The 23,415-nt window shown below is 70.4% G+C and carries 22 protein-coding genes; 6 read left to right on the forward strand and 16 right to left on the reverse strand.

Translation table 11 applies throughout. The features are described from left to right. Nucleotides 1-36 precede the first annotated feature (36 nt). The gene (locus DEJ24_RS02330; RefSeq protein WP_111077340.1) at nucleotides 37-1,590 is read left to right on the forward strand and encodes a stealth conserved region 3 domain-containing protein; all 1,554 of its coding nucleotides are present in this window, start codon (nucleotides 37-39) and stop codon (nucleotides 1,588-1,590) included. 207 nt (nucleotides 1,591-1,797) lie between these two features. On the opposite strand, the gene DEJ24_RS02335 is transcribed toward DEJ24_RS02330, so the two are convergent. The 5 genes from DEJ24_RS02335 to DEJ24_RS02355 all read right to left on the reverse strand — a co-directional run bounded on the left by DEJ24_RS02335 (nucleotide 1,798) and on the right by DEJ24_RS02355 (nucleotide 7,224). Then, on the reverse strand, nucleotides 1,798-2,757 hold the full coding sequence (locus tag DEJ24_RS02335) for a phosphodiesterase (protein ID WP_111077136.1): 960 nt from the start codon (nucleotides 2,755-2,757) through the stop codon (nucleotides 1,798-1,800). A 203-nt stretch (nucleotides 2,758-2,960) separates the two neighbouring features. Beyond that, the gene (locus DEJ24_RS02340; protein WP_111077137.1) at nucleotides 2,961-4,652 is read right to left on the reverse strand and encodes a cytochrome bc complex cytochrome b subunit; all 1,692 of its coding nucleotides are present in this window, start codon (nucleotides 4,650-4,652) and stop codon (nucleotides 2,961-2,963) included. Then, nucleotides 4,649-5,716, reverse strand: coding sequence for a ubiquinol-cytochrome c reductase iron-sulfur subunit (locus DEJ24_RS02345; RefSeq protein ID WP_111077138.1), 1,068 nt, complete (start codon nucleotides 5,714-5,716; stop codon nucleotides 4,649-4,651). Before DEJ24_RS02345 ends, DEJ24_RS02340 begins: the two co-directional genes overlap by 4 nt. 33 nt (nucleotides 5,717-5,749) lie before the next feature. After that, on the reverse strand, nucleotides 5,750-6,565 hold the full coding sequence (locus DEJ24_RS02350; protein WP_111077139.1) for a cytochrome c: 816 nt from the start codon (nucleotides 6,563-6,565) through the stop codon (nucleotides 5,750-5,752). 20 nt (nucleotides 6,566-6,585) lie between these two features. Beyond that, nucleotides 6,586-7,224 carry a heme-copper oxidase subunit III gene (locus tag DEJ24_RS02355; RefSeq protein WP_110902297.1) on the reverse strand — a complete coding sequence of 213 codons (639 nt, stop codon included), beginning with the start codon at nucleotides 7,222-7,224 and terminating at the stop codon, nucleotides 6,586-6,588. 70 nt (nucleotides 7,225-7,294) lie between these two features. On the opposite strand from DEJ24_RS02355, the gene trpD reads away from it, so the two are divergent. Continuing rightward, nucleotides 7,295-8,359: an anthranilate phosphoribosyltransferase gene (gene trpD, locus DEJ24_RS02360; protein WP_111077140.1), complete on the forward strand. Its 1,065-nt coding sequence runs from the start codon at nucleotides 7,295-7,297 to the stop codon at nucleotides 8,357-8,359. A gap of 184 nt (nucleotides 8,360-8,543) precedes the next feature. Here trpD and glpK read toward each other — a convergent pair whose 3' ends face one another. Together glpK and DEJ24_RS02370 are read right to left on the reverse strand one after the other, a co-directional pair. After that, nucleotides 8,544-10,055, reverse strand: coding sequence for a glycerol kinase GlpK (glpK, locus tag DEJ24_RS02365; RefSeq protein ID WP_111077141.1), 1,512 nt, complete (start codon nucleotides 10,053-10,055; stop codon nucleotides 8,544-8,546). Nucleotides 10,056-10,228: 173 nt separating this feature from the next. Next, nucleotides 10,229-10,951, reverse strand: coding sequence for an MIP/aquaporin family protein (locus tag DEJ24_RS02370; RefSeq protein WP_111077142.1), 723 nt, complete (start codon nucleotides 10,949-10,951; stop codon nucleotides 10,229-10,231). Between the two features lie 371 nt (nucleotides 10,952-11,322). Between DEJ24_RS02370 and dhaK the strand changes: the two genes are divergently transcribed. From dhaK to dhaM, 3 genes are all read left to right on the forward strand, one after another. Further along, entirely contained in the window at nucleotides 11,323-12,324 is a 1,002-nt protein-coding gene (gene dhaK, locus DEJ24_RS02375; RefSeq protein ID WP_111077143.1) for a dihydroxyacetone kinase subunit DhaK, read from the forward strand. Between the two features lie 62 nt (nucleotides 12,325-12,386). Further along, the gene (gene dhaL / locus DEJ24_RS02380; RefSeq protein ID WP_111077144.1) at nucleotides 12,387-13,013 is read left to right on the forward strand and encodes a dihydroxyacetone kinase subunit DhaL; all 627 of its coding nucleotides are present in this window, start codon (nucleotides 12,387-12,389) and stop codon (nucleotides 13,011-13,013) included. After that, nucleotides 13,010-13,735, forward strand: a complete 726-nt coding sequence (gene dhaM / locus DEJ24_RS02385) for a dihydroxyacetone kinase phosphoryl donor subunit DhaM (RefSeq protein WP_111077145.1) — start codon at nucleotides 13,010-13,012, stop codon at nucleotides 13,733-13,735. The genes dhaL and dhaM overlap by 4 nt, the downstream gene beginning before the upstream one ends. Before the next feature lie 84 nt (nucleotides 13,736-13,819). Here dhaM and DEJ24_RS02390 read toward each other — a convergent pair whose 3' ends face one another. Then, nucleotides 13,820-14,644 carry a helix-turn-helix domain-containing protein gene (locus DEJ24_RS02390; RefSeq protein WP_111077341.1) on the reverse strand — a complete coding sequence of 275 codons (825 nt, stop codon included), beginning with the start codon at nucleotides 14,642-14,644 and terminating at the stop codon, nucleotides 13,820-13,822. A gap of 118 nt (nucleotides 14,645-14,762) precedes the next feature. Between DEJ24_RS02390 and DEJ24_RS02395 the strand changes: the two genes are divergently transcribed. Continuing rightward, entirely contained in the window at nucleotides 14,763-15,443 is a 681-nt protein-coding gene (locus DEJ24_RS02395) for an SDR family NAD(P)-dependent oxidoreductase (RefSeq protein WP_111077146.1), read from the forward strand. A gap of 154 nt (nucleotides 15,444-15,597) precedes the next feature. On the opposite strand, the gene DEJ24_RS02400 is transcribed toward DEJ24_RS02395, so the two are convergent. The 8 genes from DEJ24_RS02400 to DEJ24_RS02435 all read right to left on the reverse strand — a co-directional run bounded on the left by DEJ24_RS02400 (nucleotide 15,598) and on the right by DEJ24_RS02435 (nucleotide 23,352). Continuing rightward, nucleotides 15,598-16,506: a pentapeptide repeat-containing protein gene (locus tag DEJ24_RS02400; protein ID WP_111077147.1), complete on the reverse strand. Its 909-nt coding sequence runs from the start codon at nucleotides 16,504-16,506 to the stop codon at nucleotides 15,598-15,600. Between the two features lie 49 nt (nucleotides 16,507-16,555). Then, a complete protein-coding gene (locus DEJ24_RS02405) occupies nucleotides 16,556-16,972 on the reverse strand; it encodes a MauE/DoxX family redox-associated membrane protein (RefSeq protein ID WP_111077148.1) in 417 nt (138 codons plus the stop codon). 58 nt (nucleotides 16,973-17,030) lie between these two features. Beyond that, a complete protein-coding gene (locus DEJ24_RS02410; protein WP_146242505.1) occupies nucleotides 17,031-17,465 on the reverse strand; it encodes a hypothetical protein in 435 nt (144 codons plus the stop codon). A 361-nt stretch (nucleotides 17,466-17,826) separates the two neighbouring features. Next, nucleotides 17,827-18,873 carry a zinc-binding dehydrogenase gene (locus tag DEJ24_RS02415; protein ID WP_111077150.1) on the reverse strand — a complete coding sequence of 349 codons (1,047 nt, stop codon included), beginning with the start codon at nucleotides 18,871-18,873 and terminating at the stop codon, nucleotides 17,827-17,829. Between the two features lie 14 nt (nucleotides 18,874-18,887). Further along, a complete protein-coding gene (locus DEJ24_RS02420; RefSeq protein WP_111077151.1) occupies nucleotides 18,888-19,862 on the reverse strand; it encodes a ketopantoate reductase family protein in 975 nt (324 codons plus the stop codon). 24 nt (nucleotides 19,863-19,886) lie between these two features. Next, nucleotides 19,887-21,593, reverse strand: a complete 1,707-nt coding sequence (locus tag DEJ24_RS02425; RefSeq protein ID WP_181432802.1) for a DUF885 family protein — start codon at nucleotides 21,591-21,593, stop codon at nucleotides 19,887-19,889. A gap of 92 nt (nucleotides 21,594-21,685) precedes the next feature. After that, on the reverse strand, nucleotides 21,686-22,411 hold the full coding sequence (locus DEJ24_RS02430; protein ID WP_220033998.1) for an SDR family NAD(P)-dependent oxidoreductase: 726 nt from the start codon (nucleotides 22,409-22,411) through the stop codon (nucleotides 21,686-21,688). Further along, a complete protein-coding gene (locus DEJ24_RS02435) occupies nucleotides 22,408-23,352 on the reverse strand; it encodes a MurR/RpiR family transcriptional regulator (RefSeq protein WP_181432803.1) in 945 nt (314 codons plus the stop codon). The genes DEJ24_RS02430 and DEJ24_RS02435 overlap by 4 nt, the downstream gene beginning before the upstream one ends. Between the last annotated feature and the right edge of the window lie 63 nt (nucleotides 23,353-23,415).

The raw sequence follows: 23,415 nt of genomic DNA on the forward strand, positions 1-23,415 counted from the left end.
TGCATCGAGTACGGCGGCGTGACCTGGAAGGCATGGATGAGCAACGAGACCGAGCCGGTGACCGAGAGTCCTCTGCTGACCCCTCGACCGTCCTCCGGCGGTCTCGACCGTCCTGACGTCGTCCTCCGCAAGGGACGGCTCACCCTCATCAACGGGCACCTCACGCCCCAGCAGTCGATGATCGAGGACCTGCTGTTCCTCGACGACGCCCTCACCGCCGGCGACGTCGACCACCTGCTCATCCGCGGCAACGACCAGCGTCCGGTCATCGCCGTCGACGAGCGTGACCGCCAGCGGGCCGAGAGCGCCGTGATGGACGCCGCCGCCGGGGAGCCGTTCTACGCGAAGCCGCCGGGCAAGGCCGCCCTGCTCGTCGTCGACGACGGCTTCGGTTCGGCCGACGAGCCCGTCCTGCGCCTGTTCCGTCCGCGCCTCGAGCCGATGGGCCGTCTGCGGTACGGCGCCGAGACGAGTGTGCAGCTCGAGTTCTGGCGTGTGACCGAGACCGAGGTCCTGGCGCCCGTCGAGAACGCCCTGATGCGACGCAGCCTGCCGATCGAGGAGTTCGTCCTCGTCGACATCGAGCGCTACGGTCGCGGCTGGTCGACCGTCGAGCACATGTTCGACGACCACGTCTCCGACATCCGGTTCCCGATCGACATCGTCTTCTCGTGGGTGGACGGCAACGCGATCGAGTACCAGCGGGCCCGTCAGGCCGCGCAGGCGAACGCCGTCCTGGGGGAGGGCGACGACGCCCCCGCCCGCTTCCGGCAGATCAACGAGCTGAAGTACGCGCTCCGGTCGGTCCACATCTTCGCGCCCTGGATCCGCCGCATCTACATCGCGACCGACTCACCGGCGCCCGAGTGGCTGGCGGACCACCCGAAGGTGCGCATCGTCCGCAGCGAGGAGTTCTTCGCCGACCCCTCGGTCCTGCCGACCCACAACTCCCAGGCCGTCGAGGCGCAGCTGCACCACATCCCGGGGCTCAGCGAGCACTTCATCTACTCGAACGACGACATGTTCTTCGGGCGCCAGGTCGACCCGTCGGTGTTCTTCAGCCCGGGTTCGGTGACGAAGTTCATCCTCGCGACCACCCGCATCGGGCTCGGGACGAACAACCCGGCACGCAGCGGCTTCGAGAACTCGGCACGGGTGAACCGGAAGCTCCTGCAGCAGCGGTTCGGCGCGGTCACCACGCGGCACCTGGAGCACGCTGCCACGCCGCTGCGGAAGAGCATCATGACCGAGATGGAGCACGAGTTCGCGGCGGAGTTCGCTGCGACCGCCGGCTCCCGGTTCCGTGCGGCGGACAACATCTCCGTGACGAACTCGCTCTACCACTACTACGCGCTGCTCACGGGTCGGGCGATCATCCAGGAGAACGCGACCGTCGGGTACATCGACACGACGATGGAAGCGGGGCTCCGGGAGCTCGACGAGCTGCTGAAGAAGCGGAACGTCGACATGTTCTGCCTGAACGACGGCAGCTTCCCAGAGGTCAGTGACGAGGAGCGTACGGAGCGGGTCACCGACTTCCTCGAGCGCTACTTCCCCTTCCCGGCGCCGTGGGAGCGCCCCGGCGCCTAGGGCGCGGAGCGCCCTGCCGGGGCGCTCCGGGCGAGCCTGCGAGCCCGGCGCCGAAGCCCAGCCATCTCCCGAGGTCGCTCCGGGCGAGCACGGCGCCGGAGCCCAGCCACTTCCCGAGGTCGCTCCGGACGAGCCCGCGAGCACGGCCTTGGAGCCCAGGCCGCTCCAGGGCGGCACGTGCACGGCCGCCAGCCCCCGTACACGCCGTCAGCGGTGGATCGGGGACACCGGCACCGAGTCGAGGGTGAACACCGGCATCGAGGCCGTGACGGGCGCGGGCTCGACGGCCGTCGGGATGACGACCCCGGCAGCAGCGAGCCGCGCTTCGGTCTCCATGGAGGACACGGGTTCGCCGACGGTCGCGTAGGTGCCGATCGGGACGACCGAGTGCACGACCTGGTGTCCGTAGACGTGCATGAGGTTGAACGACTGGGCACCGTCCCGTCCGCGGGTGCCGCCCTGGAACTCGTTGAGGTCCTGCGTGTAGCAGGTGGCGCTGGCGACGGAGACGGGGATGCCCGCGAACACGGCACTCGTCGAGTAGTGCAGGTGGCCGGCGATGATGGTGAGGATGTCGCTGCCCTCGACCACTTCGGCGAGGGCCGGCTGGTCGCGGAGCTCCACGAGGACGGTGAGGTCCTGGACGCTCGGGACGGGCGGGTGGTGCATCGCGAGGATCGTGCCGTGCGGTGCCGCTTCGGAGAGGACCTCGGCGAGCCAGTCGAGCTGTTCCGGGGAGACCTCACCGTGGTGGTGTCCGGGCACGCTCGTGTCGAGTGTGATGACACGGAGGCCGTTCACGTCGTACACGAAGTCGACGGGGCGGTCGGTGGGCTGCAGGCCGAAGAGCCCCTGTCGGAAGGCGCCGCGTTCGTCGTGGTTGCCCATGGCCCAGATGACCTGCGCGCCGAGACGTTCGGCGGCGGGTTCGATGATGTCGCGGACCTTGACGTAGGCACCCGGTTCACCCTTGTCGGCGACGTCGCCCGTGATGATGATCGCTTCCGGGCGTGATCCGGAGGCTTCGATCTCGGCGATGATCTGGCCGAGTCGTGCGGCGGAGTCGACGGCCCCGTAGAGCGCGCCGTCGCCGGCGATGAGGTGGGTGTCGCTGAGGTGGAGCAGGAAGTGGTTCGGCCTGGGGTGTTCGGCCGTCCGGGCGTCCATCGGTCTCTTCTTCCGTTGGCAGCGGGTGCGTGGTGCAACACAGTGCCACACCGTCCTCGACGATTCCAGCACCCACGTCTGAACGCCCCGTGAACTGGGGCGGCGTGTCCGATGTCCGCGGGGTGAGGCGAACGCGAACACCCCCCGACCACGAAGTGGACGAGGGGTGTTCGCGTTCTTGCCGAGGAGTGTTACCGAGGAGACTAGTGCGTCCCGGCACCGACCTGTGGGGCCTGGTGGGTCCCCTCCAGGTCGGGACCGTGGTGCGCGGCGTGCGCGGCTTCGAGCTCGTTCTTCGACACCGGCTCGATGCGGTCTTCGAAGAAGAAGCGGGAGGCGCGTGCACGAGCCTTCTGCAGCGAGGTGATGCGACCACGGGAGTCCGGGCGGATCATCAGCGGCTTGTAGTCGTTGAACTCCAGCAGACGCCAGCGCTCGTACTCGTCGAGCTGCTCGTGCACCTCGATGTACTCACCGTGCGGCAGTCGGACGATGCGGCCCGACTCGTACCCGTGCAGGACGATCTCGCGGTCCTTCTTCTGCAGTGCGAGGCAGACACGCTTGGTGATCCAGAAGGCCACGAACGGACCGAGGACCGTCGTTGCCTGGAGCACGTGGATCACGTGGTTGATCGACACCATGAAGTGGGTCGCGATGAGGTCGGACGACGCCGCGGTGAACAGCGCACCGTAGAGCGTGATGCCGGCGACGCCGAGAGCGGTCCGGGTCGGGGCATTGCGCGGGCGGTCGGCGATGTGGTGCTCCCGCTCGTCTCCCGTGACCCAGGCCTCGATGAACGGGTACACGAAGATCGCGATGATCAGACCCATGAGGACCGCGATCGGAACGAGGATGTTGAACGAGATCGTGTAGCTGAACCAGTTGACCTCCCAGTGCGGCGGCACCAGACGGAGCGCACCGTCCGCGAAGCCGATGTACCAGTCAGGCTGGGTACCGGCGGACACGGGGGAGGGGTCGTACGGGCCGTAGTTCCAGATCGGGTTGATCGTGAAGAACGACGCGATGGCGGCGAGGATGCCGGCGACGATGAAGAAGAAGCCACCGGCCTTCGCGGCGAACGCCGGCAGGATCGGGACGCCCACGACGTTGTCGTTGGTCTTGCCCGGACCCGCGTACTGGGTGTGCTTGTTGATCACGACGAGCACGAGGTGGACACCGAGCACTGCGACGAGGATCGCCGGCAGCAGCAGGATGTGCAGCGTGTAGAGACGGCCGACGATGTCGGTCCCGGGGAACTCGCCGCCGAAGAGCAGGTAGGCGATCCAGACACCGATGACCGGCACACCCTCGATCATGCCGACGATGATGCGCAGACCGTTGCCGGACAGCAGGTCGTCGGGGAGCGAGTACCCGGTGAAGCCCTCGGCCATGGCGAGGACCCAGAGCACGAAGCCGAAGACCCAGTTGAGCTCACGCGGCTTGCGGAACGCGCCGGTGAAGAAGACGCGGGCCATGTGCAGCATGACCGAGGCCACGAACAGCAGGGCCGCCCAGTGGTGGATCTGCCGGACGAACAGACCGCCGCGGATCTCGAAGGAGATGTTGAGCGTCGACTGCAGCGCCACCGACATCTCGACGCCCTTGAGCGGGACGTAGGTGCCGTTGTAGACGACCTCGGCCATGGACGCCTGGTAGAAGAACGTCAGGAAGGTCCCCGAGAGCAGGACGACGACGAAGCTGTAGAGCGCGACCTCACCGAGCATGAAGCTCCAGTGGTCGGGGAAGATCTTGCGACCGACCTCCTTCACCAGGCCGGAGATGCTCGTGCGCTCGTCGATGTAGTTCGCGGTGTAGTTGATCAGACGCGAGCCACGGTCAGGAGCCGGCTTGTTCGCCGACTCGGTGGTGGGGGTGGTGGTCGTTGTGCTGCTCATGAGCGGGCACGCTCCCAGAAGGACGGGCCGACCGGCTCGTGGAAGTCGCTCTGTGCGACCAGGTAGCCGTCGTCATCGACCGAGATCGGAAGTTGGGGAAGGGGGCGGGCCGCCGGTCCGAAGATGACCTCGCAGTTGTTCGAGACATCGAAGGTGGACTGGTGGCACGGGCACAGCAGGTGGTGCGTCTGCTGCTCGTAGAGCGCGACCGGGCATCCGACGTGGGTGCAGATCTTGGAGTAGGCGACGATGCCGTCGTAGCCCCAGTTCTCGTGGCCCTTGGCGGGGTTGAGGTCCTTCGGGTCCAGGCGCATCAGGAGGACGGCGGCCTTGGCCTTCTCCTCGAGCATGTGCTCGGAGTCGAGCATGCCCTCGGGGATGACGTGGAACACCGATCCGATGGTGACGTCGGACGCCTTGATCGGCAGACCCGTCGGGTCCTTGGTCAGGCGGAGGCCCGACTTCCAGAAGGTGTGACGGAGCAGCTCGTTCGGGTCTTCCTTCGGCGCGAGGTCGCGCACCAGGACGATGCCGGGCAGCGGGAAGGCGACCAGGGCACCGATGAGCGAGTTGCGGATCAGCTTGCGACGGCTGAAGCCGGACTCCTTGTCGGCGAGCTGGAAGGCTTCGACGGCCTTGGCGCGGGTCGCGTCCGTGCCACGCGTGGTGTGGCGCATCTCGGTGATCTCGCGGTCGGAGACGAGCGTCTTCGACCAGTAGACGGCACCGATGCCCAGGGCGAGCAGGGCGAGCGTGATGGAGAGACCGAGGAACAGGTTCGCGGTACGGACCGTTCCGAACTCGTCCGGGTCGATCGGGAAGGCGATGTACGCGGCGATCGAGAGCACGCTCGCGACGATCGACACGTAGAAGAACGTGGCGACCTGGCGCTCGGCCAGACGCTGCTTCTTCGAGTCGACGTCCGTGCGGCGCGCGCGGTGCGGCGGCTCGCCCGGGTTCTCGAACGGATCGTGGGGCAGGACCGCGGTCCCGACCGGCTGGTTCGCGTCGTGCCTCTCGACAGCCGAGGACGAGTTCAGTGCCTCGTCGTCGTGCTCTGCCATGGTGTTCCCTTCAGTGTCGTGCGACACGGACGATCAGTTGGTCTTCGCGGTCAGCCAGACGGTCATCGCGACGACCGCTCCGAGACCGAAGATCCAGATGAACAGACCCTCGGCGACCGGGCCGAGGTCACCCAGGCCGAAGCCACCGGGCGACCTGTTGTCCTGCACGTACTTCAGGTACGTGATGACGTCGGCCTTCTGGTCCGGGGTCAGGTTCAGGTCGTTGAACACCGGCATGTTCTGCGGGCCGGTGAGCATCGCCTCGTAGATGTGCTTGCCGGACACGTCGCGCAGGTTCGGTGCGTACTTGCCCTCGGTCAGCGCGCCACCGGCGCCGGCGACGTTGTGGCACATCGCGCAGTTGATGCGGAAGAGCTCGGCACCTTCGGCAGCGTCACCCTCTGCGCCGTCGGTGAGCTTCGACGACGGGACCGACGGGCCGGGGCCGAGGGAGGCGACGTAGGCCGCCATGGCGTCGACCTGCTGGTCCGTGAACTGCTCGGGCTTCTCTTCACCCTGCGGGCCCTGGGCGGCGAGCGGCATGCGGCCGGTCCCGACCTGGAAGTCGACCGCTGCCGAGCCGACACCGATGAGGGACGGGCCTTCGCTGGTGCCCTGTGCCGACAGCCCGTGGCACGTGGCGCAGTTCGACGCGAAGAGCTTCTGACCCTCGTTGACCTGGGACTGGCTGGATGCGGCCAGCGTGGTGCTGGTGCTGTCGTCGGCGTTGGCCGACGTGCTGAACAGTGCGTACGCACCACCGGTCGTCATGAGGGCGACGGCGAGCAGGGACACGGTCGCCAGGGGGGAGCGACGGCCCTTCTTGTTCTTCTTCGATGTGTTGAACATGCTGTGGGGCTGCCTGATTCTCACTTGAGGAGGTAGATGACGGCGAAGAGACCGATCCACACGACGTCGACGAAGTGCCAGTAGTACGACACCACGATCGCGGTGGTGGCTTCCTTGTGCCCGAAGTTCTTCGCGGCGAACCCACGCCCGAGCGTGAGGAGGAAGGCGATGAGACCGCCGGTCACGTGCAGACCGTGGAAGCCGGTGGTCATGTAGAAGGCGGAGCCGTAGGCGCTCGAGGAGAGCGTCATGCCCTCATGCCAGAGGTTGGCGTACTCGAAGATCTGCCCACAGACGAAGATCGCGCCCATGCAGTAGGTGACGAAGAACCACTCCGTCATGCCCCAGTCCTTGGGGTTCCAGCTGGTGCGGTGCACCTGGAACCGCTCGGCGGCGAAGACCGCGAACTGGCAGGCGAAGCTCGACAGCACCAGGACGATGGTGTTCACCGATGCGAACGGCACCTCGAGCTTGGCGCTCTCGGTTGCCCAGAGCTCGGGGGAGGTGCTTCGCAGCGTGAAGTAGATCGCGAACAGGCCGGCGAAGAACATGACCTCGCTGCCCAGCCACACGATCGTCCCCACGGCAACGGGGTTCGGCCTGTTCAGGACCGGACCGCTGACGGATCTGGAGAGAGGGGTGCTTGTCACGTCTTCCATTATGGCGGAAACCCCCGACAGTGTTTTCGCAGGCAACTGGCGGGTCCTCCAGAATCAGTACGATCGAGCCATGTCTGACGCACTCTCCTGGCCCTCGGTGATCAGCGCGCTCATGGCGCGCGAGGACCTCTCGATCAGGCAGTCCACATGGGCCATGGAGCAGATCGTGCAGGGCGAGGCGACCTCCGCCCAGATCGCCGCCTTCGCCGTGGCCCTCCGCGCGAAGGGCGAAACGGTCGACGAGGTCGTCGGTTTCCGCGACGCGATCCTCGACGCCGCCGTGCCGCTCGACGTCGACCCGATGGCCCTCGACATCGTCGGCACGGGCGGGGACGTCGTCGGCACCGTCAACATCTCGACCATGGCCGCGATCGTCATCGCCGCGGCGGGTGTGCCCGTCGTGAAGCACGGCAACCGGGCGAGCTCGTCCAAGTCCGGGTCGAGTGACGTGCTCGCCGCCCTCGGCCTCGACCTCACGATGGACGCCGCGCGTGTCGCGGAGACCTTCCGGCGTGTCGGTCTGACCTTCGCGTTCGCCAGCGCGTTCCACCCCGGATTCGCCCACGCAGGCCCGGCCCGCCGCGAGATCGGCGTGCCGACGGTGTTCAACTTCCTCGGCCCGCTGGTCAACCCGGCGCGCTGCGAGGCGAACGCCGTGGGCGTGGCGCAGCTCGAACTCGTGCCGATCATCACCGGCGTGTTCCAGACCCGGGGTGCGACCGCGCTCGTGTTCCGCGGCGACGACGGCCTCGACGAACTCACCACCACCGGCCACAGCCACATTTGGGAGGTGTCCGGCGGGCGCATCACGGAGCACGACCTGGACCCGCGCGACCTGGGCATCGCCCGCGCCCGGATCGAGGACCTGCTCGGCGGCGAGCCGGCGGAGAACGCGGCGATCGTCCGGACGGTGCTGGCCGGCGAGACCGGACCGGTGCGCGACATCGTCCTGCTGAACGCGGCGGCCGGACTGGTGTCCTTCCGTCTCGCGCAGGACCCGACCGAGGCCGACCGTCCGATCCTGCAGCGCTTCCGCGAGCAGCTGGTCGTCGCGTCGGGATCGATCGACTCCGGCGCCGCCATGCGCAAACTGGACGAGTGGGTCGGCGTGGCCCCCGCCTCCGACCCGGCCTGAGACGTCGGCGGCGACGCGGGACGCCGCCGAGTACCCGGACACCGCCGGTTGCGGCGGCGTCTCACGGACACCGAGGCGTCTCGGCGGAAGGCACACAGGCAGGCACACGCAACAGACGGGAGGCCCGTACCGGTTCTGCGGAACCGGTACGGGCCTCCCGTCTGGAGCGGTCAGGCGACCCGCGTCAGCGGACGTCCTCGTCGACCCAGTCGAAGGTCTTCGTGACGGCCTTCTTCCAGAGGCGGAGGGTGCGCTCGCGCTCGGCGGCGTCGAGCTGGGGCTCCCAGCGCTTGTCCTCCTGCCAGTTGGCACGGAGCTCGTCGAGGTTCGCCCAGAACCCGACGGCCAGGCCGGCGGCGTAGGCGGCACCGAGCGCCGTGGTCTCGGCGACCACCGGGCGGACCACGGGGACGTCGAGGATGTCGGCCTGGAACTGCATGAGCGCGTCGTTGGCGGTCATGCCGCCGTCGACCTTGAGCTCCGTGAGCTCGACGCCGGAGTCGGCGTTGACGGCGTCCAGGACCTCGCGGGTCTGGAGTGCCGTCGCCTCGAGGGCCGCCCGGGCGATGTGCCCCTTGTTGACGTACCGGGTGAGGCCGACGAGCGCGCCGCGGGCGTCCGGACGCCAGTACGGCGCGAAGAGACCCGAGAAGGCCGGGACGAAGTAGACGCCGCCGTTGTCCTCGACCGTCGTGGCGAGGGTCTCGACCTCGGGCGCGCTGCCGATGATGCCCAGGTTGTCGCGGAGCCACTGGATGAGCGAGCCCGTGACGGCGATCGACCCCTCGAGGGCGTAGTGCGTCTCCTGGTCGCCGAGCTTGTAGCCGACGGTGGTGAGCAGCCCGTTCTCGGAGCGGACGATGTCGGTGCCGGTGTTGAAGATGAGGAAGTTACCGGTGCCGTAGGTGTTCTTCGACTCGCCCTGGTCGAACGCGGCCTGCCCGAAGGTGGCGGCCTGCTGGTCGCCGAGGATGCCGGCGATCGGGACCTCGCGGAGGAGGCTCGAGGACTCGACGTGGCCGTAGACCTCGGAGGAGCTGACGATCTCCGGGAGCATCGACTTCGGGACGCCGAAGTCGGCGAGGATGTCGTCGCGCCACTGCAGCGTCTCGAGGTCCATGAACAGGGTGCGCGAGGCGTTCGTGACGTCGGTCTTGTGGACGCCGCCGTCGGTGCCACCGGTCAGGTTCCAGAGGACCCAGGTGTCGGTGGTGCCGAAGAGCAGGTCGCCGGCCTCGGCCTTCTCGCGTGCACCCTCGACGTTCTCGAGGATCCAGGCGATCTTCGTGCCGGAGAAGTAGGTCGCCAGGGGCAGGCCGACGATGGCCTTGTAGCGGTCGGTGTCGCCGTCGGCGAGCTTGTCGACGATCGACTGCGTGCGGGTGTCCTGCCAGACGATGGCGTTGTAGACGGCCTTGCCGGTGGTCTTGTCCCAGACGACCGCGGTCTCGCGCTGGTTCGTGATGCCGACCGCTGCGACGTCGTGACGGGTGATGTCGGCACGGGAGAGGGCCTGGCCGATGACCTCACGGGTGTTGTCCCAGATCTCCGCCGGGTCGTGCTCGACCCATCCGGCGCGCGGGAAGATCTGCTCGTGTTCCTTCTGACCGACGGAGACGATCGAACCGGAGTGGTCGAAGACGATCGCTCGCGTGCTGGTGGTTCCCTGGTCGATGGCGACGATGTAGTCGGCCATTGGTGCTCCTTACGACGGTGTTCGGTGCTGCGGACGGGACGGGTCGACCCGGCCGCGGGTGTTCGGGTGGTGCAGCGCGGGGCGGCCGCGCGGGTGGCGGGACGCGGCCGCCACGAGGGAGGTGCAGCGTGGCGGCCGCGTCGGTGGTGCTGGTGGTGCTGGTGGCCCGGTGACTACGCCATCGGGAGCAGCGCGCCGGAGAGGATCGCGGCGAGTGCACCACCGACGAGCGGGCCGACGACCGGGACCCAGGCGTAGGACCAGTCGCTGGTGCCCTTGCCCTTGATCGGCAGGAGGGCGTGCGCGATGCGCGGGCCGAGGTCACGTGCCGGGTTGATCGCGTAGCCGGTGGGGCCACCGAGCGAGACACCGATCGCGATCACGAGGAACGCGACCGGGATGGCGCCGAGTTCGGACGGGGTCTTGCCGTTCGTGAAGGCGAGGACCACGAACACGAGGACGAAGGTGCCGATGATCTCGGTCACCAGGTTCCACGCGTAGTTGCGGATCGCGGGACCGGTGGAGAAGACGCCGAGCTTCGCCGCGGCGTCGGGCTCCTCGTCGAAGTGCTGCTTGTAGGCGAGCCAGACGATGACGGCACCGATGATCGCGCCGATGAGCTGCGCGAGCCAGAAGAGGAACATCTCGCCGACCGAGATGTTGCCGATGATGGCCTGCGCGAGGCTGACCGCCGGGTTCAGCTGTCCACCGGACTTGTACGACACGGTGACGCCGGCGAAGACCGCGAAGCCCCAACCGATCGTGACCATGAGGAAGCCTGCGCCGAAGCCCTTGGACTTCGTGAGCGAGACCGCGGCGACCACGCCGCCACCCAGGATGATGAGCATCGCCGTGCCGACGAGCTCAGACAGGAATTTGACGCCGATGTCGTCCACCGGTACCTCCGATTTGCTGTGGTCGGGGACCCCGGCTGAGCACCGGCACTCCCCGTCGAGTGATTGAGCCCGAGCTTAGTGCTGGGAATTTCCGGAGGGCGATGGACTCGAACCGCAATCCCGTCAAAGTGAACGGACGTGCACGGGTCATGGATGCCGGGAGACGCGGCGACCGGGTCGGAGGGTGGGGCCGGTGCACGAACGTGCAGAACGGCGGCACACGTGCCCGCGACTGCCCCTGGCGAGGACACCTCACGGCGGTACAGTGAGCCCGACTCCGGACGACGTCGGCGGTGTGCAGGCGATGGACCGGTGCCGGACATCCGTGTCGTACTCGTGGCACACCCTCGTCACACTCCCGGAGGCGCAGCATGAAGAAGCTCATCAACGACCCGCAGGACGTCGTCATCGAGACCGTCCGGGGGTTCGCCCTCGCCCACGCCGAACATGTCGTGCTCGTCGAGGACCCGGTCCACCTGTACCGCCGTGATGCCCCGTTGGCGGGCAAGGTCGGCATCGTCAGCGGTGGCGGCAGCGGACACGAGCCCCTGCACGCCGGCTTCGTCGGGTACGGCATGCTCGACGCCGCCGTCCCGGGCCCCGTGTTCACCAGCCCGACGCCCGACCCGATCGTCGCCGCCACCAAGGCCGTCGACGGGGGAGCGGGCGTCCTGCACATCGTGAAGAACTACACCGGGGACGTCCTGAACTTCGAGACCGCCGCCGAGCTCGCCGCGATGGACGACGTCCGGGTCGAGAGCGTCGTGGTGGACGACGACGTCGCCGTGCAGGACTCGCTGTTCACCGCCGGTCGCCGCGGGGTCGCGGGCACCGTCGTGGTGGAGAAGTGCGCGGGCGCCGCCGCCGAACGTGGCGACGATCTGGACGCCGTCGCGGCCGTGGCCCGCCGCGTCAACGAGGTGACGCGGTCCATGGGGCTCGCGCTGGCCTCCGGGACCGTCCCGCACGCCGGCGAGCCGTCCTTCACGCTGGCCGATGACGAAGCCGAGCTCGGCATCGGCATCCACGGCGAGCCCGGCCGGGAGCGGATCCCGATGGCGCCGGCGGACGAACTGGTCGACCGGGTGCTCGAGCCGATCCTGACCGACCTGCACGCACCGGCCGGGGCGCAGCTGCTCCTGCTCGTCAACGGCATGGGCGGGACCCCGCAGTCCGAGCTCTACATCGCCTACCGACGCGCCGCCGAGGTCCTCTCGGATCGTGGCTACACCGTCGCGCGTAGCCTGGTCGGCAACTACGTCACCTCCCTCGAGATGCAGGGGTTCTCGCTCACCGTCACGGTGCTCGACGAGGACCTCACGGCACTCTGGGACGCGCCGGTGGAGACGCCGTCGCTCCACTGGGGACGCTGACACCGCACCACGACTCCGCTCACGACGCCGACCAGCCGGTCGGCCGCACGAAGGGACACACCTTGTCGCTCGACACCGCCTGGGCCATCGACTGGGTCCGCCGCACCGCCGCCACCATCGACGAGCACCGGGCGGAGCTGATCACGCTCGACCGCGAGATCGGCGACGGCGACCACGGTGAGAACCTCGACCGGGGGTTCCGCGCGGTGGTCGTCGCGCTCGACGACGCGGATCCCGAGACGCCGGGTGCGGTGTTCAAGCTCGTCGCGACGAAGCTCATCTCCACCGTGGGCGGCGCGGCCGGTCCGCTGTTCGGCACGGCGTACCTCAAGGCGGCCCAGGCGGCAGGTGATGCCACCGAACTCGACGCCGACACGCTGGTCGCCGTCCTGACCGCAGCCCGCGACGGCGTCGTCTCCCGCGGCAAGGCCGAGGTCGGCGACAAGACGATGATCGACGCGTGGACGCCGGCCGTCGACGCCGCAGCCGCAGCCGCCGCCGCGGGGGAGACCCCGCAACGGGTGCTCGCGGCCGCGGCCGACGCAGCAGCGACCGGTGCCGCATCGACCGACGAGCTGGTCGCCCGGAAGGGACGCGCGAGCTACCTCGGCGACCGCGCGGTCGGGCACCGTGACCCCGGTGCCCAGTCGAGCGCCTACGTCCTCCGTGCCGCCGTGGACGCGGCATGAGCGTCGGCATCCTGGTCGTCTCGCACAGCGCCGCCGTCGCGCAGGGCACGGTGGACATCGCACGACAGATGGCCGGCGACGTGCAGCTCGTCGCGGCCGGTGGGACCGACGAAGGCGGCATCGGCACCTCGTTCGAGGCGATCACCGCCGGCATCGAACAACTCGCCGGGACCGACGGCGTGGTCGTGCTGTGCGACCTCGGATCGGCCTACCTGACGACGGACACGGCGCTCGACTTCCTGGACGACGAGCTGCGTGCCCGCGTGCACGTCTCGGACGCCCCGGTCGTCGAGGGGACCGTCGCGGCGGCCGTCGCCGCCCAGACCGGGGGCGACGTCGACGCGGTCCTCGCGGCTGCTGCGAGCGCATCCGGGACCACGGCCGGGACCGGCGCCGGCGCGGACGACGCGGCCACGGGCCTCCCGGGAGGCACGCCGACGGTCTCCGACGCCGGTGCGGCCGACGGGACCAACGCGACCGCCACCGTCGAGCTCGTCAACGCGTCGGGCCTGCACGCCCGTCCCGCTGCGGAGTTCGTGAAGACGGCGGCGAAGCACGACGCCTCGGTCCGGGTGAACGGGGTCGACGCGAAGAGCCTCCTGGCGATCATGGCGCTCGCGCTGCCGAAGGGTGCGACGGTGACGATCGTGGCGTCCGGCCCGGACGCCCGGGCCGCGGTCGATGCGCTGGCGGACCTGGTCCGATCCGGCTTCGGCGAGTAGTCCCTCCCGCGGACCGCAACGTGGGCGGTTCCTCGCAGCATCACTCCGTTGCGCGGCGACGCCGACGTTGCGTTCCGCGGGCGGTCAGACGCGCTGGAGGCCCGTGACCCGCAACAGGTCCAGTCGCGAAGCGTCGTCACTGCCGGGCACCACCGTGTAGACGACGATCCGCAGGTCGCTGCCCGGCACCGAGAGGGTGTCGCAGTCGACCTCGATCGGACCGACCGGGGTCTGCAGGGTCTTCCGGCTGGTCCGGTGCTCGGCGATCCGCGCCTCGCCCCAGCGCCGTTCGAACTCCGGGCTCGTCGCCCGCAGGTCCCGCACCAGCTCGGCGAGGCGCCGGTCGTCCGGGTAGCGGCCGAGGGCGGTGCGGAGGTCGGCGGCGAGGTCGGACGCGAACGCCTCGGCGTGCTCGTCGTCGAACTCCACGCCGGCGTGCCCGTCGGTGAAGAACTGCCAGACGAGGTTCGCGGAACGACCCTGCCACCGGTCGACGTCCCCCGTCGCGGCAGCCCACAGCTCGTTGCGGTGCAGCAGGTCGTGGCTGGCCGTGAAGACGGCGAGCGGCACGTCCGTCAACCGGTCGACGATCCGCTGCACGCCAGGTGTGATGTGCCGGGGGACGAGCCCATGTGTCGGGGGAGCGGCACCGGCGACGCGGAACAGGTGGTCGCGCTCCTGCTCGGTCAGGCGGAGTGCGGTGGCCAGAGCGGCGAGCAGCTGCGGTGACGGGTTCGTCGCACGGCCCTGTTCGAGTCGCACGACGTAGTCGACGCTGACCCCGGCGAGGGCGGCCAGTTCCTCACGTCGGAGGCCCGCGGTGCGTCGTCCGGCGCCGGCGGGCAGGCCGACCTCGGCTGGGGTGACCCGGTCGCGCCAGGACCGGAGGACGTCGGCGAACTCGCTCATGCACACATCCTCGCGCGTTTCGGCCAGCGGACCGTGGTACTGCCAGTCCCAGGGTCCGGGGGACAGCACGTCGAGCGGGGCCTGGGGGAGTGCGGGCGGAGCGAGCACGATGGTCCCCATGACCACCACACTCATCACCGGGGCGAACCGCAGCCTCGGACTCGAGACCGCCCGCCGCCTCATCGAGGCCGGCCACACCGTCTACGCCGGCGTCCGGAACCCGGAGGACGCCGACGCCGTGCGTGCCCTCGGCGCCACCGTCGTCCGCCTCGACGTCACCGACCAGTCCAGCATCGACGAGGCCCTCGCCTCGATCCCCGCGCTCGACGTGCTCGTCAACAACGCCGGCGTCCTGGGGACCTCGTTCGGCGTGGACGACCTGACGGCGGAGGCGATGGCGTCCGTCCTCGACGCCAACGTCACCGGCATCGTCCGGGTGACGCAGGCGGCACTGCCGCTGCTGCGCGCCTCGGAGAACCCCGTCATCGTCAACGTCGCGTCCGGGGTCGGCTGGCCGCGGTTCCTCAGCACCCCGGGCCACGACGAGTTCCACGTGCCGAGCATCCCGTACGCGGCGTCGAAGGCCGCGGTCATCACCCTCACGGTGCAGTACGCGAAGAACCTGCCCGGGTTCCGTGTGAACGTCAGCGACCCGGGCTACACCGCGACGGACTTCAACGGGCACTCCGGCCACCAGACGGTGACCGAGGGGACCGACGCCACGGTCATGCTCGCGCTCCTCGGTCCGGACGGGCCGACGGGGGAGTTCCACAACCGGCACGGGCGCGTCGACTACTGACGTGACCGGCTGGTGCTGACGAGACCGGTCGGTCCTGACGTGACCGGCTGGTACTGACGAGACCGGCCGGTCCTGACGTGACCGGTTGACGGACGGGAGGCCCGTGGCGACACCGCCACGGGCCTCCCGTCCGTCAGGGCGTCGGTCAGGGCGGTCAGCCCGCCCAGTGGGACGGTCGCTGGAACCCGTCGTCCAGGCGGGTGCGCGCGTCGCCGCGGGCGGCGTTCACCTGCATCTGCGTCAGGTACACGGCTCCGCGGAGGTCGGCTCCGGAGAGGTCGGTGTCACGGAGGTCCGCACCGATGCACTCGCACCGGCGCAGGTCCGCGCCGGTGAGGTCGGCACCGATGAGGAGCGCACCGCGGAGGCTCGCGCCGCGCAGGTCCGCCCGCCGCAGGTCGACGCCGAGCAGGTCCGCACCGGGACCGACGCGCACGCGCCCGATCCGGCGGTCGTCGCGGGCTCGGTCGACGCTGCCTCGGTCGTCCCCGGCTCGGTCGGCGCTGCCTCGGTCATCGGCGGCACCGACCCGGGCGTGCCGGCTGGCGGTGAGGAGGAGCGGTCGCGCTGCGTCGTACTCGGCGTCCACGTCCACGTCCAGCAACGTGCCCGGGTCGGCGTCGCTCAGGTCCCGGACCCGGTCGAACCGTTGCGTCAGCTCGGTAGCCGCATGTTGGTCGCGCGTGATGGTGATCGCTTCGTCCAGGTAGCGGAGCAGCTCGTGGAGTCGGCGGACGACCGGGAAGACGGCGAACATCGCGTCCCGGGTGGCCGTGTCGTCCTGCCAGGAGCGGCCCGCGAAGGTGTGGCGGGACACCTTCTGCCCGGCACCCGAGCAGTCGAAGACCGTGCAGCCGCGGAACCCCTCGGCCCGCAGGCGTGGGTGGATCGTGCAGCCGTCTGCGGGGTCGAGGTTCCCGCACGGGTCACCGGCGTCCTTGTCGACCGGGAAGTCGACCGACCGGGTGAACGCCAGCGCGACGCAGCACAGGCCGAAGCAGTTGGCGCAGTCGGCTCCGAGGTCCTCGCGGCGGCCGAGGGTGACCCGGGTGCGTGTCGTCATCGCCGACGAGGCTAGCCCAGCGCTCGGTCGCGCTCACCCACCGACGGGGTCAGCGGCGCCCGCGGAGCGCGTTCGTGGCCCAGAGCGCGACGGCGATCAGCACCGGCTGGAACAGCAGGCGGACGAAGCGCTTCGTGTCGGTGTCGAGCCCGAAGCCGTCACGGTGGTGCATCCACTGGGCGATGTTGCCCGGGAAGATCGCCGTGAAGAACACCGCCGCGACCCAGCCGACGGTCGCCTGACGGCGGACGAGCAGCATGAGCGCGGCGCCGAGGGAGATCTCCGCGATGCCGGAGGCCAGCACGGTGACGTCAGGGTCGAGCGGCACGAACTCGGGGACCTGGGCGCGGAACTCCTCGCGAGCGACCGTGAGGTGGCTGATGCCCGCCCACGTCATCGCCGCGCCGAGCAGGATGCGGACGACGGTGCGGGGGGCGGAGGAGCGGGAGGAGTGGCGACGGGACATCGGTTCGGGTGCCTTTCGGTGGTGGGGGAGGGTGAGGGGGAAGTGGCGGTTGCTCGGGTCAGTGCGCCCGGAGCACCCGATGCCTGCGGACGAGTTCGAACACGACGACAGCGCCGATCGCGCCGAGGAGTCCGGCACGCGGCCGACCCCGGGTGGAACGGACCACGGCCGCCAGCCCGGCGATGGTCAGGCCGGCAGCGGCAGCCGTCCCGCCGCCGACCGCGCTGTCCTCGAGGTCCGTGCCGACCCGGACGGCACCGAGGGCGGTCGCTGCTGCAGCGGCGGCGGGACCGACGACTCCGGCGCGGCCGAGCAGCGGACCGGTCGCGATCTCGAGCAGGGGGACGAGGACAGCGTGCGGCACGCCGGGGACGAAGCCGCGGTCCGCCATCCGGCGGGCGCGCGCCCCGAGCGGCTGTGAGACGAGCGCGGCCGCGCCGTGCGCGGTGAGGCACGTGCCGATCGCGCTGGTGATCTTGCTGCGTGCAATCATGTTGCGCACAACCTAACACCTGCTGGCGCGGAACGGTCGGGAGGCTGGTCACGCTGCTGTGTGCTGGTCGCGCTGCCGGACTGCGGGTCGATGACGATCTCCGAGTGCTCGTCCTGGCGGGTGGGGTGCCACAGGGGTGCGAGGGGAGTGCACTCGCGGTCGTCAGCGGCGCTCTGCCCCACCGGAGCTCACTGAGTTGACATAATATGCATTATCGGCGCGGAGTTCGTGGCGCCTGAACCCTGTGCGGGACGGCTCCGATCGGCTGCGCACAACGGAAGCCCGCCGGAACCACGGCATCCCACGGTTCCGGCGGGCTTCGGTTGTGCGGCGGTCATCCAGATCGCACGCGCCGCCCGTGTCAGCCCGCCAGCATCGCCTTGATGCTCCGTCGTTCGTCCATCGCGCGGTACCCCTCGGCGACGTCCGCGAGCGGCAGCGTCAGGTCGAACACGGCGCCCGCATCGTACGTGCCCGCCATCGTCCGCGCGACGAGGTCCGGCAGGTACCGACGGACCGGCGCGACGCCGAACCGCAGCGTCAGGTGCTGCACGAACGGCTGGAAGATACCGAGCTGCGGGCTGGTGTGCGGGACGCCGACCGCGCCGATCGTCCCGCCGACCCGGGCCATGCCGATCGCCGTGGCCCAGGACTCGGGCGTCCCGACGGCCTCGACGACGTGCCGCACGCCGAGTCCCCCGGTCATCTCGCGGACGGTCGCGACGGCTTCGTCGCCCCGCACGCTGACGACGTCCGTCGCACCGTACGAGCGCCCGAGAGTGGCTCGGTCTTCATGGCTGCTCATGAGGATCACTCGCTCTGCACCCAGGACGGAGCGTGCACCGAGCACCGCGGCCAGACCGACAGCGCCGTCGCCGATCACCGCGACGGTCGAACCGGCAGTCACGTCGGCGAGCACGGCGCCGTGGAGCCCGGTGCCCGCGACGTCGGTCAGGGCGAGCAGCGACGCGAGCTGGCCGTCGTCGACGGCGGACGGGCCTCCCGGCACGACCACGAGGGTGCCATCGGCCAGGGGAACGCGCACCGCCTCCCCCTGTCCCCCGTCGGTCCCCGGGGCACCGAAGGTGCCGCCGTGCTCACAGCGGGTGTGGATGCCGTCGAGGCAGGCCGGGCAGGTGCCGTCGGACCACTGGAACGGCGCGACGACGAGGTCCCCGACCGCGATGGTCCGGACGTCCCGGCCGACCTCCTCGACGACGCCGATGAACTCGTGCCCGAGGCGGGACCCCGGCTGGCGCTGGATCACGCCCCGCCAGGACCAGAGGTCGGACCCGCAGACGCAGGACCGGACGACCCGGACGACGGCGTCCGTGGAGTCGTGCAAGGCGGCGTCGGGGACGTCCTCGACGGTGACGTGGCCGGCGGCCTGGTAGATCGCTGCGCGCATGGGAGGGCTCCAGTTCAGACGTGGGTGGGGAGGTCCCGCACGAAGGCCGCGAGTTCGTCGAGGTTCGCGCGCTCGCACGTGCGGCGGCCCTCCTCGACGTCGTGGACCATGGCGACGATCCGGTCGAACACCGGGCCCTGGATGTCCTTGTGCACCTCGTCGACCTCGGTCTTGCGCTTCCGGACCATGAGATCGCGCCAGATCCCGGACCGGGCCTTCGCGCTGCGGCGGTTGAACGCGGCGAGGCGGTCGAGGGAGCCGGGCAGGTCGTCGGGCACGAAGCCGTCGAAGGACTCGACCGGGACGGGTGCCTGGTCGATGGCCTCCTGCGCGACGGCGATCATCAGCTCACGGTAGGCGGGCAGCGACAGCGAGTCGGCGATCGTCAGGTCCGAGACGGCCCCGGCCCAGAGCATCGCGCCGTAGGCCTCCTTGCCCCACAGGTACCCGAGGACGTTCTCCGTCGGCAACGCGTACGGCATCGCGTCCGCGAGCAGACCCACCCGCGGCGTGATCGCTCCCCCGGCGAGCTCGCCGATCCGGAACGCGGCGATGTTGCCCTGCAGGATCCGCCCGGGTTCGAGGTAGTCCGCGCCGACGTTGATGAAGCTCGACACGACGCGATCGGCACCGACCACGCCGGACAGGGTGTCGGCGGTCAGCCCGTTCTGCGTCGTCAGGACGTACCCGTCGGGTGCGAGGACCTGGGCCACGAGTTCCGCAGCGGCAGCGGTGTGCAGGCTCTTCACCGCGACGACGGCCGCGCCCACGCCCCCCGGACCGGCACGGTCCGCCAACTCCCCCGGCGTGACGGCGTCGACCTGGACGGTGAAGTCCTCCACGGGTCCTTCGATGTGCAGCCCGTTGGCGTTGATCGCGGCGACGTGGTCGGCGTCCGCGTCGCACAGCAGCACGCCGTGCCCGGCGCGCGCCATGTGTGCGCCGATGGTGCCGCCGATCGCGCCGGCGCCGATGATCGTGATGTCCACGGGGGTCCTCTCGAGGTGGTGCGGTCAGTGGGACGCGCTGTGCACCCGCTGCTGCCAGCGGGTCACGGCGTCGGCCAGCACGGTGAGCGGGACGGCGCCGTTGCCGAGCACCGTCTCGTGGAAGTCCCGGATCGAGAACGTCTCACCGAGCGACTCCCGGGCAGCGGTCCGGAGCCGGAGGATCTCGCGTCGGCCGATCATGTACGCCAGGGCCTGTCCCGGCCAGGCGATGTACCGGTCGACCTCGCTCCGGACGTGTTCGTCCGTCGTGGCGGTGTTGTCGAGCATGAACTGCACGGCGCGCTCGCGGGACCAGCCGAACGCGTGCATGCCGGTGTCGACGACCAGTCGGCAGGCCCGGACCGCCCGCATCGAGAGCATCCCGAGGCGCGACAGGTCGTCCGAGTACAGGCCGGCGTCGTCGGCGAACTGCTCGGAGTACAGCCCCCAGCCCTCGTTGAAGCTGCAGGCCTCGACGTCCAGGTGCCGGCGGTACCGCGGGATGTCGAGGCGTTGCGCCATCGCGAGCTGCATGTGGTGGCCGGGCACCGACTCGTGGAACGTCAGGGCTTCGTACTCGTAGCGGTAGTGCGTCTCCGGTGCACTGGCGTTGATGCAGAAGGTGCCCGGTCGGGTGCCGTCGACAGCGGGCGGACGGTAGAACCCGAGCGCACTCGACGCGGCGTCGACCTCGTTGATCGGTTCGATCGCGCAGTCGGTGATGTCGTCCGCGGGGAAGTACCGGTCGCGCACCGCCTCGGCACGGGCGAGGGCGTCGTGCGCGACAGCCACGATCTCCTCGCTCGAGCCGAACCGGAGCGCCGGGTCGTCGCGGAGTCGCGTGGCGATGGCGGTGAAGTCGCGCAGCCCGAACAACCGGTCCCCGATCTCGGCGGCCTCGGCGCGGATGCCCTCGAGCTCCTCGAGCCCGATCCGGTGCACCTCGTCCGGGGTCAGGTCGGTCGTGGTGTGCCGGGCGACCGCGGCGACGTAGCCCTCGGTCCCGCCGGGCACCTCGCTGATGCCGACGTGCTCGTCGTCACGGGCCACCGGCAGCAGCGCACGGAGCGCCTCGGCCAGCGCGGCCATCCCGGGGCGCACGGACTGCGCGACGAGCTCTTCCGACTGCGCGACCAGCGACGCCGCCTCCGCCACCGTCGCCGTGCGGGCGGGCTCCAGCAGCGGGTCCTGGGCGAGCGGCAGCCCCAGGTACCCCTCGAGCTGCTCCACGGCGTGCAGGACACCCATCCGCGTCGGGACACGGCCGGCGGCGGCCTCGTCGGCGTACCGCTCCCCCAGCGCGACGAACATCGTGCCGAGCCCAGCCAGGCGGGACGTGTACCGGGCGGCCGCGGCACGGTCCGGGACCGTCATCGCGGGCACGGCCTGGAACACGAGGCCCTGCCGGCTGACGTAGCCCTTGGCCGAGGCGTTCGCTGCCCAGAGCGCGTGCCGGGCGTCGTGCGCCGCCCCGCGGGCCAGCGCGACGAGCACGTCGCGGTCGGTGCGGCCGGCGTCGTCGAGGTCCTCCCCGGGCAGCGCCGCAGCGTCCTGCGCCACGGCGTCGAGCTCGGCGGCTGCGCGCTCACTCGCCGCCCGCGACGGGTCGCCCGGCAGGTGGTCGAACTCCGTGATCCCGAGCAGGGTCGCGTTGTACGGGTCGTACGTGTGCTGCGCGACGAAGTACCGCTCGCCGAGGGCGTGCAGTCTGGCGGCGGTGTCGGTGGTCAAGGGTCCTCCAGAGGACAGGAACAGGGACGAACAGGAACAGGACAGGACGGACAGGAACAGGACAGGACGGACTGGAGGCTCGCGGAGCCGACTCAGAAGAGCGAGTGGCCGCCGTCGACGGAGAGCGTCTGTCCGCTCACCCAGCCGGCGTCCGGGGCGACGAAGAACGACACCGCGCGGGCGATGTCGTGCGGCGTGCCGGTGCGACGGACGGCGATCCGTTCGACCAGGGCACGCTGCCCCTCGGGTCCGTAGGAGTCCCACTGCGCCTGCGTGGTCGGGTTCGAGAGCACGAACCCCGGTGCGATGCAGTTCGCGGTGATGCCGTGCGGACCGAGTTCGTGCGCCATCTGCCGGGTGAAGCCGATCTGGGCGGCCTTCGCCGCGGTGTAGGCCTGGATGCCGGTCAGGCTGACGCTCCGCCCGGCTCCGGAGGCGATCATCACGATCCGGCCCCACCCCCGCGGCTTCATGCTCCGGACCGCGGCGCGGGTGCAGTTCCGTGTGGTCGTCAGGTTGGCGTGCAGGACGGCGTCCCACGCCTCGTCGCTGAGTTCGTCGATCGGCGTGTGGGTCTGGCCGACGACCCCACCGGCGACGTTCACCAGGACGTCGACGGGGCCGAGCCCGGCGAACCACGCGTCGGTGGCCGCGGTGTCACTGAGGTCGACCTCGCTACGGTCGACCCGGTGCACGAGCGCACCGTCGGCGGCGAGCCGGTCCGCGATGCCGGATCCGATGCCCTGGGCCGCTCCCGTGACGACCGCGACCCGACCGTCGAGGGTCTCCACGGGCCTCCCGGCCGGCGCGGCGCTCACAGCGCCCCCTCGGTGCCCGGCAGGGCGAGCGCCTCGACGTTCCCGGCTCCGACCTCGCGGGGTCCGGTGTCGTCGCGGACGTCCTCCTCGGCATGGGCAGCACGGGAGGCGCGCGTGATCCGCACCGACTCCTCCCACTGCCGCATCCGCTCCAGCCCGCGAGGTCCGGCGGCGCGCAGCACACCCTCGACCAGGGCCTCGATGAGCACCAGCAGCGGCGTCATCGAGTCGAACGGGATGCCGTCGACGGTGACCGGGAGCACGATGTCGGCACTCTCGACCACGGGCGACAGCGACGTGTCGGTGATGAGCAGCACCGTGGCACCCTGGCGCTTCGCGGCGGCCGCCGCCTGCTGTGCGACGAGCTCGTGCCGGCGGAAGTCCATCACGACCACGACCCCGCCCTTGCCGAGCTGCAGGAACCGGCCGACGTCGTGGCCGAGCGGTTCAGCCACGAAGTCGACGTTCGGCAGGATCTGGTCGAGTTGCGCGGCGAGCACCATCGCGAAGTACCGGCTGAAGTACCCGCCCAGCAGCGCGACCTGCTTGGGACGGTCGGCGAGCACGGCGACCGCCCGGTCGAACTCGCTCGGCGGGACGCTCGTGCCGAGCGACTCCACGAGCGCGACGCGGTCCGCGATGGCGCGGCCGAGCGTGCCGCCGTCGCCGAGTGCGATGCCCTCCTGCGAGCGGCGGAGCGGGCTGTTGAGGTGGTCGGCGATCTCGTCACGGACCCGTGCCTGGAATTCCGGCCAGCTGCCGAACCCGAGGCGGCTCGCGAGCCTCAGGACCGTCGGCGTGCTCGTCCCGGCGGTGCGGGCGAGGCTCGCGGCGCTCTCCGTCCCGGAGGTGGGCCATGCGGCCAGCAGTGCGCGGGCGACCTTGCGCTCCGCCGGGCTCAGCTCGTCCATGCGGGCGAAGACCTCGTCGTTGATGGGCATCCCGGCTCCTCGTCGTCGGTGGTGGTCGTGGTGCTCGCGGACGAGCCTGGCAGGTGCGGCCGG

Origin of the sequence: Curtobacterium sp. MCPF17_001, assembly GCF_003234615.1 — a bacterium.
Taxonomy (GTDB): domain Bacteria; phylum Actinomycetota; class Actinomycetes; order Actinomycetales; family Microbacteriaceae; genus Curtobacterium.